Raw genomic sequence first — 15,628 nt, forward strand, 5'->3', positions numbered from 1 at the left:
TATAATGGATGGTAAACTCAAATTGTTGATTTTATTAGGAAATGAGGAATGAATTCTTGGATAGTGGTCAGATAATTATCAATTTGATTGTCATATTAATCACTTTCTTCTTCGCAGCCTTTTTTGTGGCTTGCGAATTTGCTTTAGTTCAATCTCGGCCCAGTGCCATTGAAGAAGCTTTGGATAACGGAGAAGGATCCAAAAAGAGATTAACCCGTTCGTTGAAAATGGTCACTAATCTAAACGAGTACCTATCAACCACTCAAGTGGGGGTTTCTGTTGCGGGTATTATTTTAGGTTGGTTAGGTGAATCCACCATCTCAACGATCCTGCTTGACCTGCTAAACATTACGCACACTAATCCGGGCGGCGCCACAGCGCACGCCATCGGTGCCGTATTTGGTGTTCTTTTGCTGACCTACTTAGAAGTGGTCTTTACTGAAATTGTGCCAAAGAACATTTCTATCGATATGCCGTTAAAGGTGCTTCGTTACGTCACCACACCGTTACATTACTGCCATATTCTGTTCTACCCCTTCGTCTGGTTACTCAACGTTTCCGCCAATGGGGTAGTCAAGCTACTAGGATTACCAGTTGCTAACGAAAGTGAGGAAGTTTTCTCTCAAGCTGAAATCCTCAGTTTATCTCGGAATGCCGTTGCTGGTGGTGAATTGGAAAAAGACGATTACGTCTACATGCAGCGTGCTTTTGAACTCAACGATAAAGTTGCCAAGGATATTATGATTGATCGAACCGCCCTTGTGGTGATCGACATCACGGCAAACGTAAAGGATGCCATCAATATGTACCTCCAGAAGCGGTTCTCACGCCTACCGGTAGTTGCTGATGGTGATAAAGATAAAATATTAGGATACGTTTATAACTATGATTTGATTCGGCAGCAGCAAGTTGACCCAACGATTCATATCGACCGCTTGTTACGACATATTTCAACTACTCCTGAATCAACGCCGATCACGCAGGTCTTACAGCAAATGATTCATAAAAAGACCCCAATCGTGGTGGTGGTTGATGAATATGGTGGTACTTCGGGTATTATTACCGATAAGGATATCTATGAAGAATTGTTTGGAACCGTTCATGACGAAATTGATGATTCCTCTAACGAAGATATCTTTAAACAGCCCAATGGTACCTACCAAGTCAGCGGTAAAATGACGACCTACGATTTTGAACGTTACTTTGATGTGGATATCAAAGAATTTGAAACTAACGACGTGGTAACACTAGCTGGTTCAATTCTAGATAACCACCCGGATATTAAACAGGGAACGGTACTCCATATTGATAACTTCGATTTCAAAGTGGTCGATTACGAGAACTCGTTTATTAACTGGTTTGAAGTTACGGTTAACGAACCTGCCCCCGCAGATGATGATACCGATACAAAAAATAATGATGAATAGCTGCAACTTAAAACGGCTGACTAGCAGATTTGCTAGTCAGCCGTTTTTTAATTTACTTTTTATACTAAAGAACCAATGCCAAAGCGCCACCGATTACAGTTACCGCTAAAATCAGCTGCGCGTTAATGATGGCATATAGGAATGTGGTCTCCTTTTTTGGATGCTCACTAAAGCGCCGGGTGTTTCGCCAAACGATTGGAACTGTCAACAGTACCAGTAAGGTCGATACCGGTAAATAACCCAGCATAACCGTGGCTAAAATACCTGCATAGGCAATGATGAAGCTAACTTGCCACAACAAGATACCGCCCTTTTTACCCCAATAGTAAACAATCGTCTTACGCCCTAAAGCTGGATCTTCACGCCGGTCAGCAATGTTATTGGCTAGCATGATATTACTAATAGTGAAGATTGCTGGAATCGCTACGACCAACGCTTTATACCACATACCAGTAATATCGATCAACTGATACATGTTCACATAAGTTGCCAAAAAGGTAATGTTATAGCCCATAGTTAGTCCAGAAAATAACTCGCCGAAGGGCGTTTTCGAGATTGGATATGGCCCGCCAGAATAAAAGTAACCAACGGCGAAACTCACCATACCGACCCAGAGTACGGGTAAGCCAGTTCGATAGACCAAAATTAAGCCAATTACCATTGAAAACAATGCCAGACTGACAATCGTCGTTTTCGCTTGCATCGGAGTAATATTGAAGTTCTTTAAAATATTATTATTGCTGTCCTTCCCCCGGAAATGCTCGTAATCTTTATACTGGTTATGTGCGTTAACCGCCAAATGAAACGCGACCACACTTATCGTGATCATGAAACTATTAGCCAGTTGAAAACTATGGTAGTACTCAACGGCAAACAGGATCCCCAATAAGCAGGGCATTAGCGAAGTAACGACAGCTTTGGTTTGGAGAAGCGCATTCGCTTTTTTAATTAATGACACAATATTTTTCTCTGCCTTTCTTAAAGACTCGTTTTTTTAATTACAGACCTTGGGTTGGATTTAAGACGAATTCTTGCAGCCGGTCGCCGAATTGGATGACGGAATCGTTCTTTCCATGACGTAACTGCCAAAGCAAAAACAGCATGACGTTACTGGCATAAAGATCACTGAGGTAATCCAGCGGTAAATCAATCTCACTGGGTAATTCCACGTGCTGAAAATACTGATGCGCAGTTGACCGTAAAATCTGCTTAAAATTACGTTCCAAATCCGCTGTTTCGGTATGAATATCAAATAACTGCAGTAAGATCTCCCGGTATTGGGTAAGCGCGATAATCAATACTTTAACGGTGTTAGAACCTATTTCTGGTGTATGTATACTGAATCGCTGGTCCACAATTTTCCGAAAAACCTCTGTGTATTCTGCTACCAGTTTTTCCAGTAGATCATATTTATCATAATAATGACTATAAAAAGTTGACCGGCCAATCCGTGCCCGCTTACTAATATCCTGCACCGTCATGGTCTTAAAGCCCTTTTCTTTGAGCAGCCCAAAGAACGCTTTGGTAATTTGTTCATTCGTTCGCCGCACTCTTAAATCCTGTTTTTCCGTCATTTTCTCACCTCTGTGGTCTTTTTTCTATTCCTGTTATATCATATACATTTTGAATGACCAGGCATTAAACCGACTTTCCTGCTTCTTGCTTCACCCTTACAGATAGCCTACAATTAGCTAGTAATACTATCAGTATGTATCACATATGCTATCAACACAACATCTACCATTATATCGATTATTGGAGGGAAAAACACTATGGATCCAATACGAATTTTATTTATTTCAATTGAGGGTAATACGCGAAATTTTGTCGAACATTTAACCCATTACGCATTGGCACAGCACATCAAAAATAAGGGCCTTCCAGAAATTGAAGCGACCGAAATATCCGAACAGACCGATTTTACTGACGAAACAAAACCATTCTTCTGTTTTGTGCCAACTTATTTGGATGGCGGCAACGGAATCGATAATGGTGTTAAAGAACTGATGACCAACGTGATGGCAGAATATATCGACTATCATGATAACGCCAAGCAGCTGATTGGGGTCGTTGGCAGCGGCAATAAAAACTTCAACGAACAGTATTGCCTTACCGCTCGCCGCTACTGTCAAAAATTTGACGCGCCGTTCATTGACGACTATGAACTGCGTGGCGTTCCTGCTGATGAAACACGTATTTACAAAAAATTAGTTGAACGGGTTCAATTTTTAAATCTGTAAGGGGGCGATTTTGTGACAAACGATATTTTGACACTGTTAAGTCAGCACCGCAGCATCCGTCAGTTTACTGACCAGCCGCTGACCGACAGCGAAGTTACCACTTTAGTGACAGCTGCTCAGCACGCCGCTACCAGTACCTTTGCTCAGCAATATAGCATTATTAGTATTACTGATCCAGCAATCAAACACGAACTCGGCAATATTACCGGCCACCACTGGCTGGAAAAAAGCGGTCACTATTTTATACTAGTTGCCGACCAGCACCGAAACTTGGAAATTGCTCAAAAAGCCCATGCTGATACCACGATCCTGCGTTCTTTCGATAAGTTTCTAGCCAGTACTTTTGACGTTGCCATCGCAACCGAAGCAATTGTCACAGCCGGTGAAAGTATGGGATTAGGCAGCACGATCATGGGCAGTATTTTAAACAACACGCAACGGCTCATTGAACTGCTGAATCTGCCGGAACTGACCTTCCCGTTACTGGGAATCGCAATTGGTCACCCAGCCGAACAACCTGATTTAAAACCCCGATTACCGCAACCGTTAATGCATTTTAGCAATCAATATGCGCAGCCAAAGGATTTTGACTCGCAGCTAGCAACGTACGATACTCATATTTCGGACTACTACGCACATCGGAACAGTCATTTGAAAAAAATAACCTTCAGTCAGCACATTGTCCAGGAACTGGGGCGCGATCCCAAGCTGCGGGCCGAACTCATTCAGGTAATTAAACAGCAAGGATTTAACGTTGAATAAAACGCAATTAAAAAATCAGTCATTTTTCCAAATGGAAAATGACTGATTTTTTAGTTTGGTAAACGTTTATAACTCAACCAGACACCGCTAAGCGTCAGCAACATGGCTAAACCCACACAGAGGAACAGCGACTGATAACTGAAATAATCAATCATTAAGCCGCCGAAAAGCGGTCCCACCGCTCTCCCAAATGAGATCGCCACGTTGTACATTCCCTGATACTTCCCCTTACGCCCGTTTTCTGCTAACCCGTCGACCCAGGCCGGCATTCCCGGGAAGCCAATCATTTCACCAATTGTTAGGACAATCATAATGATGACAAAGTTTGAATACTGAGTAGCGAAAATCAAGCCAAAAAACGAGAGCGCAAAGATTGAGACGCCCAAGCTGACTTGAGTAGCTAATTTATGACTGGCAAATAAGCGGTTCATCAGCGGCTGGCCAAAAACGATCAAGAAACCGTTCATAGTCCATAAAAGACTGTAATTTTTGAATGGAATATTCAAATTAGTCATGTGAACCGATAAAACACTTTCCCAAAGCGAATAACTCGTGTAAATGGCAAACACCATAATGCAGATCCACCAAATGACCTTTAAGTTGGGCTTAGGAACTTGACCGTCATCTTTACGTTCCTTTTGATTACCCTTAACGTCCACTTTAAATTCTGTCACCATCAAAGCAAAGAGTAAAATATAGCAGATCGTTGTGACCTCAAACACTAATGTGATCCCGTAAGCCAGCAAGTAACCCACTAGTAATGTCCCAATCACGACACCGACATTCAGGGCAATGTACATCAAATTGAAGACTTTTCGCACCGACGTATGCGTGATCGTTGCCGCAAATGAATTTCCAACGGTTAAACTAATACCGTCACCAAAACCAACAATTACCAGCAAGATAGCAAAAATCGGCCAACTGTGAAAGAAGATCAAAAGAATCATCGCAATTAAGGATAACCCAGCACCAGCCACCCCGGTTAAATAGGGCGACCAGCGATCAAATAAAACGCCGCCGACATAGTTGCCTACCATCATCATTAACGACATGATCAGCATGACAGCACCCGCCGTTGTGAGTGACTTGTCCAACGTTTTATTCATATAAACCGTGGTTAATGGCCACATAAAGGCCGCCCCGGTATTAAGCATTAAGTTGGCAATGAACAATGAGGGTAAGCGGACTTCCTTCTTGGTCGCAATCATTGACGTTCACTCTGACCCTCTACTGATGCGTTAAATTCGCCTGTTAATACCAGTTTGCCGTGAATTTTACCTTGGGCAACCAGTTCATGTGCTTGGGTCAAGCTTTTAGCGTTGATTCCATCCGTGAGCACCTTAGTTAGCGTTGATGTTAACACGCCCTGATCCAAAAGTCGCGCTACCAGCTGCAAGATCTTGCCCTGGCTATTAACGTCGTAATCGGCATCACTCTTCACAAACATATACTCCCAGTCAAAACTGGCAGCTTTATTCTTAATCTTATAGACCGGAAGAGCCACTGGACTGCCCACGATGGAACCGATATGGCCAAAGGGTTTAACCAATTCGGCCGCCAAATCAAAGTAGTCTTCTGGGCTGTACAAAATGGCGATGCCATCAACTTGTGTGTAACCTAAAGCGTGAATTTCTTTCAATAGATCACCGTGATAGTCCAACGGATGATCCACGTGATTTTGTTTGAGCCAGTCAAAGTTTTTCGGACTGCTGGTAGCCAAAACGGTAATGCCGGCCCAATGCGCTAGCTGTGACATAATTGAGCCCACGCCACCGGCACCATTAATAATCAGCAGTGTCCGTTTCTGATTCTGGTTGGCTTTACCCACAAATTGCATTTTTTCAAATAACAGTTCATAGGCGGTTAACGCGGTTAATGGCATGGCAGCAATTTCAGCCGCAGTCAATGAACGTGGTGCCAGACTAGCCAGCCGTTCATCCACTAACTGATATTCCGCGTTAGCCCCAGCCACCTGCGTACTGCCAGCGTAAAAGACCCGGTCGCCCACCTTAAACTTAGTCACTTCTTTGCCGGTTTCAACCACCTTACCCACGGCATCATAACCCAATATCTTGGGTGCCGAAGCTGCACTAACAGTTTCTTTTAACTTGGTATCCACCGGATTAACTGACACTGCATCCACCTGGACCAGCACCTGATTGGAGCTGGCACTCGGTTTGGGTAACGTCACATCAACTAACTGATGATCCGCAGTTGCACCAATTGCTTTCATAATTGTCATAAGCTTCCCTCCGATTCTGATAACCTAAGGTAATTGTACCAGACAGAAAGGTGTACGCAAGCCATTAGGGGCGTAGTATAGCGGATTCTCTGAAGATACACTTGGCCCAACAAAGAAAAAGAGCTTCAAGGATTCTCTCCTTGAAGCCCACCTGTTTATTTTAAGTTAAACGTATAGTGTCCAGCTGGTGCTTTACCGATTGAAGTCTTAACGGCTTGGTTCTTGCTGTTTACCAATACGAACTGCTTGCTGCCCTTGAAGCTCATGTAGAAGGTTGACTTAGCGCCGCCCTTAGCTTTCACGTTGATCTTCCAGAAAGTAGGTGTCTTGGCATCAACACTGTAACGTGCGTTTGCTAAAACGTGGGTTGCTTTCTTACCTTGATAGGCATATTCGTTCAGGCCCGTTTTTTGACTGAACGTATACTTCAGTGACCAGCCCTTGTAACTGTTTGACTGCCAAGTACCCGTTGGTGTTTTTAATGAGCTGCTCTTTGAAGCTTTCTTAGCTGAGGTTGAATGTGCAGCTGCTTTAGTTGAAACTGACTTCTTAGCCGTCGTCTTTGAAGCAACAGCCTGAACGTTCATGATCCGGTAGAGATAATGGCCATTTGAAGCCTTAGCATAAACGTAAAGTTTTGTAGCAGCCTTTTGTTTAGCTGGTAATTTCACGGTATATTTACCGGTAGTTTTAGAAGCTGTTGAGCTGGCAATTTGCTTCTTCTTACTGTTTTCAACAACGATTTTGACACCCTTGCTGGCTTTACCCGTTACTGATGTTGAGTTTGAGTAAATTTTGTTGATGGATAAGCTTGGGCTGCCCGCCGCGATTGTTGTCTTAGCTGATGCTTGAGTCTGTGTAACTGCTCCGGCACCCAGTAGGCTAAATGCAGCAATCAAGCTGCCTGATAAAACGACCAATTTCTTCATTTGAGTCTCTCCTTGTGTATGTTCGCTTGAACTTGCGAAATCTAATAGCATTGATGAGTATAACCTGTTCGCTACTGGGTTACTAGTGGTTATCAAAAGGTTTTAGGAGTTTTTAATTTCTTTTTAGCGATTAAACACAAAAAACGGCTATTCACGTAAAAGTTCAGCCGTTTATGCTTACTTAACCAACGTTAACCGGTACTGTCTACCATTTGCTTCAAAAGGATCGGAAATCAGCTGGTTGGGTTTAAAATACACTTCAATTTTCTGATACACTTTACCATCACTGTCAACTAGCTCCAAATGAACACCATATTGCGACTCACGGAACGGACTTTTACTCACCAAATAATTGATGCCAGTCCCGTCGCGATATCGTTGCCGTTTCATCCGATCCAGTTGACGTAACGGAATATTAATCAAATCCATCTCAAATTCACCTACACTGCGTCGTGTTCGCTATTTTTAAAATTAACATGTGCCAAAATAGCATCCACCACTTCTTCGGGTGTCAGATCATCAGTATCAATTTCAATATCACTGATTTCATGGTATCTTGCATCACGCTTCTCCTTCAAGCCAATCAAACCATCGACGCCCAATTCTTTGACTAGCGGCCGCTGCCCATCATCCGCCAATCGGGCCAAAACGGTTTCCGGCTTAACGTTCAGCAGGATCACCGGAACAGCACTTTTTCGCAGCAGTTCATAATTAGCTGCCTGAATTGGCGTTCCGCCACCGGTTGATAAAATACCTTTGCTGTTCACCAGCGTATCAGCCAGCACCGTGTGTTCCAACTGACGGAAGGCCGCTTCGCCATCATCATCGAAGATTTGCTGAATGGATTTGCCCGCACGCTCTACGATGACGTCGTCTAAATCCCGGTGTGTTAGGTTCAAGCGTTGTGCTAACAGCTCACCGACAGTGGTTTTGCCGCTGCCCATGAAACCAACTAATATTGCTCTCATTGTCTTTTCCCCTCTTGATCTAACCGTTCGCGAACGGTTTTAGCATGCGCGAAGAACTGGTAGATTTTTTCTGAATCGTGCGTTTCAATAGCTGCTTGAATCTGCTTCAGCTGTTCCATATAAGTCGTCAGTTGACTGCTGATGGCCTCAGAGTTGCTGAGCATGATAGCCGTCCACATGGTGGGATCAGCACCGGCAATCCGGGTGGTGCTCTTGAAGCCGCCGGCAGCGGCGCTTAACCCCACCGCATCGTGTTTCAATTGGTGATCGGCAGTATTGACCAGGTTGGCAGCTAAGACGTGCGGCACGTGGCTGATCTCGCTGACCAGGCCGTCGTGTGCTTCCGCTGATACATTCACCCAACGCGGTTTAGCCGGCTTGAGACACGCCTTAAACTGTGCTGTTTGAGCTGCTGTTTGGGAACCGTCCACGATGAAATATGTCGCGTCATCGAATAGATCTTCCCGACCAGCCCGAGCCCCCGTTTGATGCGAACCAGCCATAGGGTGGCCGCCCATAAAAGCAACCTGGCGCTGCTGCAACGACTGTGCCGCGGTCATAACCTGCATTTTAGTGCTGCCAACGTCTGTCACTAGCACCCCCGGTTTCAAATCAGCCATTGCCAGTTGCGTCAGCTGATCAATAATCACTGATACTGGGCCAGCGAGCACAATGATGTCAGCACGGGAAGCTGCTTTTAACAGCGTCACCCGCTCATCAATGATCCCCTGACCCAGCAGAAACTGGCTGGTGTCGTCGTTGGGATCGTTGCCCAAAATCGTTGGCTGAACTTCGCTTTGCTTCATGATGCGAGCCAGCGAACTGCCAATCAGCCCCAAACCGCTTATCAATACCGTTGTCATGCCAATCACCTCATTACAAAAGTTTGTCTAGATCATCGAAAAATTCAGGGTAGGAAATCCGGACACTATCAGCGCCCTTTAACTGCAGGGGTTGGTCAACTAACAGTGCTGCAATCCCCAGCACCATGCCGATTCGATGGTCATCGTGAGCATCTAAGACCGAGTCAACCACGTGCCAAGGCTGCCGCCCATCGATCACGAAGCCATCCGGTAACTCTTCAATGGCGATGCCCAGTTTCTTAAATTCACCCACAATAGCGCTGATCCGGTCCGTTTCCTTGACCCGTAACTCCTCGGCACCGGTGATCCGGCTGACGCCGTTTGCTTTCGCGGCTAACAGTGCGACTAACGGCAGCTCGTCAATCACGGCAGGAATATCTTTCTTGCCAATGTTGATCGGTTTCAAATCAGCTGATTGAATCGTTAAGTCGCCAATGGGTTCCCCCGTTGTTGGTTCAGATTCGACCGAAATATTGCCACCCATGGCTTTCAAGATCGCCAGTAATCCAGTCCGTGTCTTATTCAGCCCGACGTCTTTTAACGTAATTTGAGACCCCGGCACTAAACTAGCTGCCACCATGAAGAAGGCGGCTGAGGACATATCACCTGGAACAGTCATGGATTGACCTTTCAGATGAGGCTGCGGCTGAACGGTGATCGTTAAACCGTCATCCGCCGTGGTGATCTCCCCGCCAAAAGCTGTCAGCATCCGTTCCGTATGATCGCGAGTTGGCAATAATTCCGTCAGGGCCGTGGGTTCGTCAGCCTGCAAAGCCGCCAAGATCAGCGCACTTTTGACCTGAGCACTGGCAACCTTGAGGTGGTAATTCACTGCGTGCAGCCGTTTACCATTGATTGTTACCGGCAAATGTCCAGCCGTGGTGGTGATATCAGCTCCCATCGTTGCCAGTGGTTCACTGACCCGTTTCATGGGCCTTTTAGATAAAGAGGCGTCACCGATCAGAGTGCTGCTAAATGGCTGTCCTGCCAGTAAGCCCATAATCAACCGGGTGGTCGTACCCGAATTACCCATGTCCAGCGGTTGTTCACTGGGTTTTAATCCATGCAGGCCAACACCGTGAACCATAACCGTGGTGCCCTCCCGTTCGATTGGCACCCCCAGCTGCTGAAAGGCAGCCAGTGTCGATAAACAGTCGGCGGAGGTCAGAAAATGTGTCAGTTTAGTCGTGCCTTCACCAATGGCCCCTAACATAATGCCGCGATGGGAAATACTCTTATCGCCAGGAACCGTCAATTCGCCGTGTAATCCCGTTGCTGGTTTACTTTTTAGTACCCTCATGACAGTTCCTCCTTAATAGTTTTTCAGTTCTTCTCGGTAATCCTTCAATTGCGCCTTCAGACGTGCCATATTACTGCCATCAAACGTATCCGTGATGGCTTTGGCTAATTCAATGGCCACCACGCTTTCGATGACAATTGACGCCGGTACGATGGCTGTGGTATCGGAACGTTCAACGCTGGCCTTCTTAACTTCCTTAGTTTCAACGTCAACGCTTTGCAGCGGCTTGTATAGCGTTGGAATTGGCTTCATCGCCGCTTTAACGATGACCGGCATGCCGTTAGTCATACCGCCTTCAAACCCGCCTAAATGGTCGGATTCACGGGTAAAACCTTCACCTTCATGCCAATCGATTTCATCCATGACCTGGCTACCGAAACTAGTGGCTGCTTTGAAGCCGTCACCAATTTCAACCCCTTTCATGGCGTTGACACCCATGACTGCCGCAGCGATTTTACCGTCTAACTTTGTGTCCCAGCTAATGTAGCTGCCTAACCCGGCGGGAACGTTAGTGGCGACCACTCGAACAATACCGCCCAGGGTGTCGCCATCCTTCTTAGTGTGATCGATTAAGTCATGAATTTCGTCGACTTTATCCGCTTGAACCACCCGTAAATCATTTTGGCTGATCAGTTCTTTAATTTGACCAACATCCAGCGGTGACTGATCATCCGCGGCAACCGAGCCAATCTGCTGCACGTAGCCCACGATGTCGATGCCTAGTTGCTGCAAAAATTGCTCACAGATTGCGCCAATGGCCACCCGCATCGCCGTTTCCCGGGCACTGGAACGTTCCAAAACGTTTCGCAGATCGCGGTGGTTATATTTCATGCCGCCAACGAGATCAGCGTGGCCTGGCCGTGGCCGTTCCACCGTTCGCAGTGAATTCTCAGCAGTCTCATCCGCTATGGGATCCATGATTTTACCCCAGTGAGCATGATCGCGGTTGTTCACCACTAGTGCGATGGGTGAGCCTAACGTTTTCTTATGTCGAACGCCGCCCACAATAGTCACTTGATCGTGTTCAATTTTCTGACGGCTGCCACGGCCGTATCCACCTTGCCGAGCCGCCAATTGATCGTTAATTGCATCGATATCCAATAGTAAACCGGCAGGTAAGCCTTCGATAATTCCGGTTAGCTGCGGTCCGTGTGATTCTCCCGCTGTTAAGTAGTTCATTTTTTAATCCCCTTTTAGTGTGTTTGATTGGTTTTAGTTAAGTAATCCTGGTAGTCTCTAGAGTTTTTCATGATGGTTGCAAAAATGTTGCGCATATAGATTCTGGTTTCCGGATTCGGGTCATTGCCCATCACCCGGTCCAGGACCTGGTCTTCCCGACCGCGATCCATAATTGGCAGGTTAGCCGCTGCTTTAGCCTCATTCACCTTCGTTACAGCATCGAAGCGTTGCGCCAAAAGTCTCACGATTTCGTCATCAATATCATTGATCTGCTGACGAGCGGCCGTTAATTTGTTGGGTTGCCACGCGCCTGAATCATTTTCATTTGTTGCCATCATTATAGTCACTCCTTAATTTTGGTACGAAAAAAGCCAGCTAGACAATCTAGCTGGCTGATATTGTTTCCTTTATGGAATCAACATGGTCCAGCTAGAATCTTCACGTCTAGCTGGCACGACAAATTGACGGCTTGCTTTAGACGCGAACGCGATTTCCTTAGCGTCCGCATTTAAAGCTGCGGACGCTAACTAAAGTAATAACCGTACCAATACGCATTAACTTGAGTTAGCTGTGTCTTCATTGTCATTGATCCCTTCTCATTTAGATTGTTTTCATTAAAACATATTGTGAAAATTTAGTCAACATTAATCTTTCTTTACTGCGCCAATTAGACCAGCCAATAGCCCTGATTAATGCGGTCTAGCAACGTTACCATTTGCCGGGTTTCTTTCACATCATGAACGCGAATGATTTTGCCGCCCCTTTGAATCATGGCAACTTCGCTGACTAACGTCATTGGCAGCCGTTCATCCTTCTTCAGGCCCAGCAAGTTTGCCATGTAGCCCTTTCGTGAAACAGCCACCATCATCGGCCGGTTCAAATCGTTAAAGTGATCCGTGTTATTCATAATCACGTAATCCTGAGCATCGTCTTTAACCTGATCATTAGCGTAACCCAGCCCCTGATCAATAGCAATCCGGTCGCGGTCAATCCCGGCAGCCGTCAGCGCCTTTAAATTATCCTCGAAGAATTGGTGGGCTTCATCGGTCATGACCTTAAAGTCAAAGTTGCGGCCGTTCAGCATGGTCAGCAGGCCAACGTCAGATTGCGCCATCAGCTTCAGCTTAGCAGGCTCATCCGTAAAGCTGTTCACGTCATTAATGATGGCCACACCGGCATCAATGGCGGCTGCCATCACGGGAACTTTATAGGTGTCAATTGCTAGGACAGCTTCCGGAAAATGGCTAGAAATGGCTTTAATATACGGAATCGTCCGTTCAAGTTCAACCTCTGGCGTGACTTCAGTGTAGCCTGGCCGAGTAGTCTGACCGTTGACTTCGATCACGTCCGCTCCCGCTTCTAACATCTCGGACACGTGAGCTAAAACGGTATCCATGGTAGTGTAGCGCCCGCCGTCGTAAAAGGAGTCCGGCGTAATATTCATGATGCCGTAAATCATTGACGTATCACGAAGTTTGAACCGTTTGCCAGCCACTTGCCAATCTAAATCATGAGCGGCTAGAATCTGCTTTAGCGCCTGCTCACCAGTGGTTTCAGCCGGAAACCAGGCTGACCAGTGCTGAGCTAATAACCGCAGTGCTGGTATCGTCAGCAAGCCATCATACCCGTCAGCAGTTTTACTGATGGCCGCATCTAATTGCCGAAGCCGTTTTTGCAGTTCCGCCTGCTCAGTTGCCGAAAGCGCGTTAAACCGCAGTGCAACTAATCGCTGCTGCTGAATGAGTTGGTATAAGGCTTGGCTCTGAAAATCGGTCGCGTGCTGAAACTGGTCAGTGATTTCTTTAATTTGCATTGGTCAAACTCCTCTCAATTCTGCTGCTAATTGCTTAGCCGCCTGCCCACGATGGGTCAAAGGTATGCGAATCTGGTCCGGTAGTTCTGCTAAAGTCTGCTGCTGGTTGGGTAAGATAAAGAGTTTATCAAACCCAGTTGAGTAACTTCCCCGGGTTCGCGCTGCTATGGTACCACTAACGCGGCCCACCGCGGTCACCGGTGCTTGCCCCGGCATAATTGCCACTAGGGTACTAACCATGGTAGCTCGCCGGTCGGTCTGACCCTTCAAGTCGTTTAAAATCGTCTGGTTATCACTGTGCGTCACGTCTTGATGCAGCTCACGTTTGGTTGTCACACCTAGATGGCCGCCTAACGCTAGTATCTCAATACCGCTATCATCAGCAATAACACCCTGATCGGTTTTACCAGCTAGAAACTGGGCTTTATGTAACGCGTTGCCCGCATAACTCACGGTTTGCTCTGCCGGAAAGGCTAATTTTGGCATCTGATCCGTATAGGAAACCGCTTTGATGCCGTAAAATGCCAAACACTTGATTAAATCTTGTGTTTTGTACTTATTATTAGACGCAATCAGCCATTCAGTCATGAGTAACCTCCATTGCGGCCAGCTCGCGGGCAACGTAAAAGGAGCCCGTCACCACGATCATGCCGTTTTCAGGCAGTGTCCGCCGCGCGGTCTTTAGCGCTTGCGGCATATCAGCCGCTGCCTGCACATCCGTTTGCGGGGAAAGCTGTTTGATTTGCGGCGCCAACTCACTCCCAAGTAAAGCCCGCTTGGGATTATCCGGCGTCACTGTTACCACGTGATCAGCCATTGGCAGCAGTAGCTGAAGCATTGGTGTCACTGCTTTGTCAGCCAAAAAGCCCACCACCCACGTTAATGAATAGTGCTCGGTAAGCTGTTTAAGACTAGTGGTCAATGCCGTCATGCCGTCCGGGTTGTGGGCCACGTCCACAACCACTAACGGTTGCTTAGAGACCACCGTTAACCGCCCTGGCAGCTGAATCTGCTGCAGTCCAGTTCTGACGGCATCATCCGTCAGCCGGACGTTTTGTGTTCTTAATACCGCCACTGCCGTTAAAACCAGCGTCAAATTCTGCACCTGAAAATCACCGGCCACGTTTAATTTCAGCGCGGACCACCGAAACAGCTCACTATGTAGATCAACCGTCATCCCAGAAAAACTGCGGTTCAAAACAGTGGCAGCTGTTTTCGGTGCCGTCAGTGAAACGTCCTGTCTTTGCGCCTCTTTTTTTAACACGTTGAACGCTTCTGGTGCCTGGTCGTAAAGGGTCACCACCGAGGTACCCGGTTTGGTGATCTTGGCTTTTTGCGTCGCAATCTTAGTCAGCGTATCCCCTAGAATTTGCATGTGATCCATGGCAATTTTCGTGAATACGGTCAGTTGCGGGGCACTAATGGCGTTAGTGGCATCCGTTAAACCGCCTAGTCCGGCTTCCAAGATCACGTAGTCAGCATGCTGATTGCGGTACCAGATCAGGCTGATCAAGAATTGCCACTCAAAAATTGAAATTGCCGTGGTAGCTAGTCCAAGTCGCTTTACCACCGGTTTAATTTCGTTATAGCTGTCGATAAACTCAGCTTCCGTAATCCACTGATGGTTAAACTGAATCTGCTCACGGTCGTTTAAAATGGCGGGACTGTTGAACCGGCCTACACGGTAACCCTGAGCCTCTAAAATGGCGCTAATCATTGCACCAGTAGAACCCTTGCCGTTAGTGCCTGCAATATGGATCACGTGGTAGTGCTGATCCGGATTATCCAAAGCAGCTACAATTTTCCGCAACAGCGGTACCCGATTATTATCACCCACTAACCGGGCGTGATTGAACTGGTCAATTAATTGGTTATACATATCATGAACAGTTTGTTGATTCATTA

Annotated in this window: 17 protein-coding genes; 3 read left to right on the forward strand and 14 right to left on the reverse strand. The window is 46.4% G+C overall.

Annotated features, from left to right (window positions below; all coding sequences use genetic code 11):
• Positions 1-56: 56 nt before the first annotated feature.
• Positions 57-1,427 carry a hemolysin family protein gene (locus JUE95_RS10095; protein ID WP_235995440.1) on the forward strand — a complete coding sequence of 457 codons (1,371 nt, stop codon included), beginning with the start codon at positions 57-59 and terminating at the stop codon, positions 1,425-1,427.
• A 64-nt stretch (positions 1,428-1,491) separates the two neighbouring features.
• Here the strand turns inward: JUE95_RS10095 and JUE95_RS10100 are convergent, their stop codons facing one another.
• Together JUE95_RS10100 and JUE95_RS10105 are read right to left on the reverse strand one after the other, a co-directional pair.
• Positions 1,492-2,385: a prenyltransferase gene (locus JUE95_RS10100; RefSeq protein ID WP_203651216.1), complete on the reverse strand. Its 894-nt coding sequence runs from the start codon at positions 2,383-2,385 to the stop codon at positions 1,492-1,494.
• Positions 2,386-2,425: 40 nt separating this feature from the next.
• Positions 2,426-3,001: a TetR/AcrR family transcriptional regulator gene (locus tag JUE95_RS10105; RefSeq protein ID WP_203651217.1), complete on the reverse strand. Its 576-nt coding sequence runs from the start codon at positions 2,999-3,001 to the stop codon at positions 2,426-2,428.
• Positions 3,002-3,199: 198 nt separating this feature from the next.
• Here JUE95_RS10105 and nrdI point away from each other — a divergent pair, with 198 nt between their 5' ends.
• Together nrdI and JUE95_RS10115 are read left to right on the forward strand one after the other, a co-directional pair.
• Positions 3,200-3,667, forward strand: a complete 468-nt coding sequence (nrdI, locus tag JUE95_RS10110) for a class Ib ribonucleoside-diphosphate reductase assembly flavoprotein NrdI (protein WP_203651218.1) — start codon at positions 3,200-3,202, stop codon at positions 3,665-3,667.
• Positions 3,668-3,679: 12 nt separating this feature from the next.
• A complete protein-coding gene (locus JUE95_RS10115) occupies positions 3,680-4,429 on the forward strand; it encodes a nitroreductase family protein (protein WP_203651222.1) in 750 nt (249 codons plus the stop codon).
• A gap of 50 nt (positions 4,430-4,479) precedes the next feature.
• Here JUE95_RS10115 and JUE95_RS10120 read toward each other — a convergent pair whose 3' ends face one another.
• From JUE95_RS10120 to JUE95_RS10175, 12 genes are all read right to left on the reverse strand, one after another.
• Positions 4,480-5,637, reverse strand: coding sequence for an MDR family MFS transporter (locus JUE95_RS10120; RefSeq protein ID WP_203651224.1), 1,158 nt, complete (start codon positions 5,635-5,637; stop codon positions 4,480-4,482).
• Complete coding sequence (locus JUE95_RS10125; protein WP_203651225.1) at positions 5,634-6,671, reverse strand: zinc-binding alcohol dehydrogenase family protein; 1,038 nt, start codon at positions 6,669-6,671, stop codon at positions 5,634-5,636. The genes JUE95_RS10120 and JUE95_RS10125 overlap by 4 nt, the downstream gene beginning before the upstream one ends.
• A gap of 155 nt (positions 6,672-6,826) precedes the next feature.
• Entirely contained in the window at positions 6,827-7,600 is a 774-nt protein-coding gene (locus JUE95_RS10130; RefSeq protein ID WP_203651227.1) for an Ig-like domain-containing protein, read from the reverse strand.
• A gap of 177 nt (positions 7,601-7,777) precedes the next feature.
• Positions 7,778-8,029, reverse strand: a complete 252-nt coding sequence (locus JUE95_RS10135) for a hypothetical protein (protein WP_203651229.1) — start codon at positions 8,027-8,029, stop codon at positions 7,778-7,780.
• An 11-nt stretch (positions 8,030-8,040) separates the two neighbouring features.
• On the reverse strand, positions 8,041-8,568 hold the full coding sequence (locus JUE95_RS10140) for a shikimate kinase (protein WP_203651231.1): 528 nt from the start codon (positions 8,566-8,568) through the stop codon (positions 8,041-8,043).
• Positions 8,565-9,431: a prephenate dehydrogenase gene (locus JUE95_RS10145; protein WP_203651233.1), complete on the reverse strand. Its 867-nt coding sequence runs from the start codon at positions 9,429-9,431 to the stop codon at positions 8,565-8,567. Before JUE95_RS10145 ends, JUE95_RS10140 begins: the two co-directional genes overlap by 4 nt.
• 13 nt (positions 9,432-9,444) lie before the next feature.
• Positions 9,445-10,731 carry a 3-phosphoshikimate 1-carboxyvinyltransferase gene (gene aroA, locus JUE95_RS10150; protein WP_203651235.1) on the reverse strand — a complete coding sequence of 429 codons (1,287 nt, stop codon included), beginning with the start codon at positions 10,729-10,731 and terminating at the stop codon, positions 9,445-9,447.
• A 12-nt stretch (positions 10,732-10,743) separates the two neighbouring features.
• Positions 10,744-11,910, reverse strand: a complete 1,167-nt coding sequence (gene aroC, locus JUE95_RS10155; protein WP_203651243.1) for a chorismate synthase — start codon at positions 11,908-11,910, stop codon at positions 10,744-10,746.
• 14 nt (positions 11,911-11,924) lie between these two features.
• A complete protein-coding gene (locus JUE95_RS10160) occupies positions 11,925-12,248 on the reverse strand; it encodes a chorismate mutase (RefSeq protein WP_235995442.1) in 324 nt (107 codons plus the stop codon).
• A gap of 329 nt (positions 12,249-12,577) precedes the next feature.
• Positions 12,578-13,723 (reverse strand): dihydropteroate synthase, encoded by a 1,146-nt coding sequence (gene folP / locus JUE95_RS10165; RefSeq protein ID WP_203651245.1) that lies wholly within the window; start codon positions 13,721-13,723, stop codon positions 12,578-12,580.
• Positions 13,724-13,726: 3 nt separating this feature from the next.
• On the reverse strand, positions 13,727-14,311 hold the full coding sequence (locus JUE95_RS10170) for a non-canonical purine NTP pyrophosphatase (RefSeq protein WP_203651248.1): 585 nt from the start codon (positions 14,309-14,311) through the stop codon (positions 13,727-13,729).
• Positions 14,304-15,626, reverse strand: coding sequence for a bifunctional folylpolyglutamate synthase/dihydrofolate synthase (locus JUE95_RS10175; protein ID WP_203651250.1), 1,323 nt, complete (start codon positions 15,624-15,626; stop codon positions 14,304-14,306). The genes JUE95_RS10170 and JUE95_RS10175 overlap by 8 nt, the downstream gene beginning before the upstream one ends.
• Positions 15,627-15,628 lie beyond the last annotated feature (2 nt).

Origin of the sequence: Secundilactobacillus yichangensis (assembly GCF_016861565.1) — a bacterium.
GTDB classification, from domain to species: Bacteria; Bacillota; Bacilli; order Lactobacillales; family Lactobacillaceae; genus Secundilactobacillus; species Secundilactobacillus yichangensis.

What these genes read in the sequence shown, in the direction of transcription:
- JUE95_RS10105 (WP_203651217.1), bottom strand. Translation starts at nt 3,001, where the DNA reads ATGACGGAAAAACAGGATTTAAGAGTGCGGCGAACGAATGAACAAATT.
- nrdI (WP_203651218.1), top strand. Translation starts at nt 3,200, where the DNA reads ATGGATCCAATACGAATTTTATTTATTTCAATTGAGGGTAATACGCGA.
- JUE95_RS10120 (WP_203651224.1), bottom strand. Translation starts at nt 5,637, where the DNA reads ATGATTGCGACCAAGAAGGAAGTCCGCTTACCCTCATTGTTCATTGCC.
- JUE95_RS10125 (WP_203651225.1), bottom strand. Translation starts at nt 6,671, where the DNA reads ATGACAATTATGAAAGCAATTGGTGCAACTGCGGATCATCAGTTAGTT.
- JUE95_RS10130 (WP_203651227.1), bottom strand. Translation starts at nt 7,600, where the DNA reads ATGAAGAAATTGGTCGTTTTATCAGGCAGCTTGATTGCTGCATTTAGC.
- JUE95_RS10135 (WP_203651229.1), bottom strand. Translation starts at nt 8,029, where the DNA reads ATGGATTTGATTAATATTCCGTTACGTCAACTGGATCGGATGAAACGG.
- JUE95_RS10140 (WP_203651231.1), bottom strand. Translation starts at nt 8,568, where the DNA reads ATGAGAGCAATATTAGTTGGTTTCATGGGCAGCGGCAAAACCACTGTC.
- JUE95_RS10145 (WP_203651233.1), bottom strand. Translation starts at nt 9,431, where the DNA reads ATGACAACGGTATTGATAAGCGGTTTGGGGCTGATTGGCAGTTCGCTG.
- aroA (WP_203651235.1), bottom strand. Translation starts at nt 10,731, where the DNA reads ATGAGGGTACTAAAAAGTAAACCAGCAACGGGATTACACGGCGAATTG.
- aroC (WP_203651243.1), bottom strand. Translation starts at nt 11,910, where the DNA reads ATGAACTACTTAACAGCGGGAGAATCACACGGACCGCAGCTAACCGGA.
- JUE95_RS10160 (WP_235995442.1), bottom strand. Translation starts at nt 12,248, where the DNA reads ATGATGGCAACAAATGAAAATGATTCAGGCGCGTGGCAACCCAACAAA.
- folP (WP_203651245.1), bottom strand. Translation starts at nt 13,723, where the DNA reads ATGCAAATTAAAGAAATCACTGACCAGTTTCAGCACGCGACCGATTTT.
- JUE95_RS10170 (WP_203651248.1), bottom strand. Translation starts at nt 14,311, where the DNA reads ATGACTGAATGGCTGATTGCGTCTAATAATAAGTACAAAACACAAGAT.
- JUE95_RS10175 (WP_203651250.1), bottom strand. Translation starts at nt 15,626, where the DNA reads ATGAATCAACAAACTGTTCATGATATGTATAACCAATTAATTGACCAG.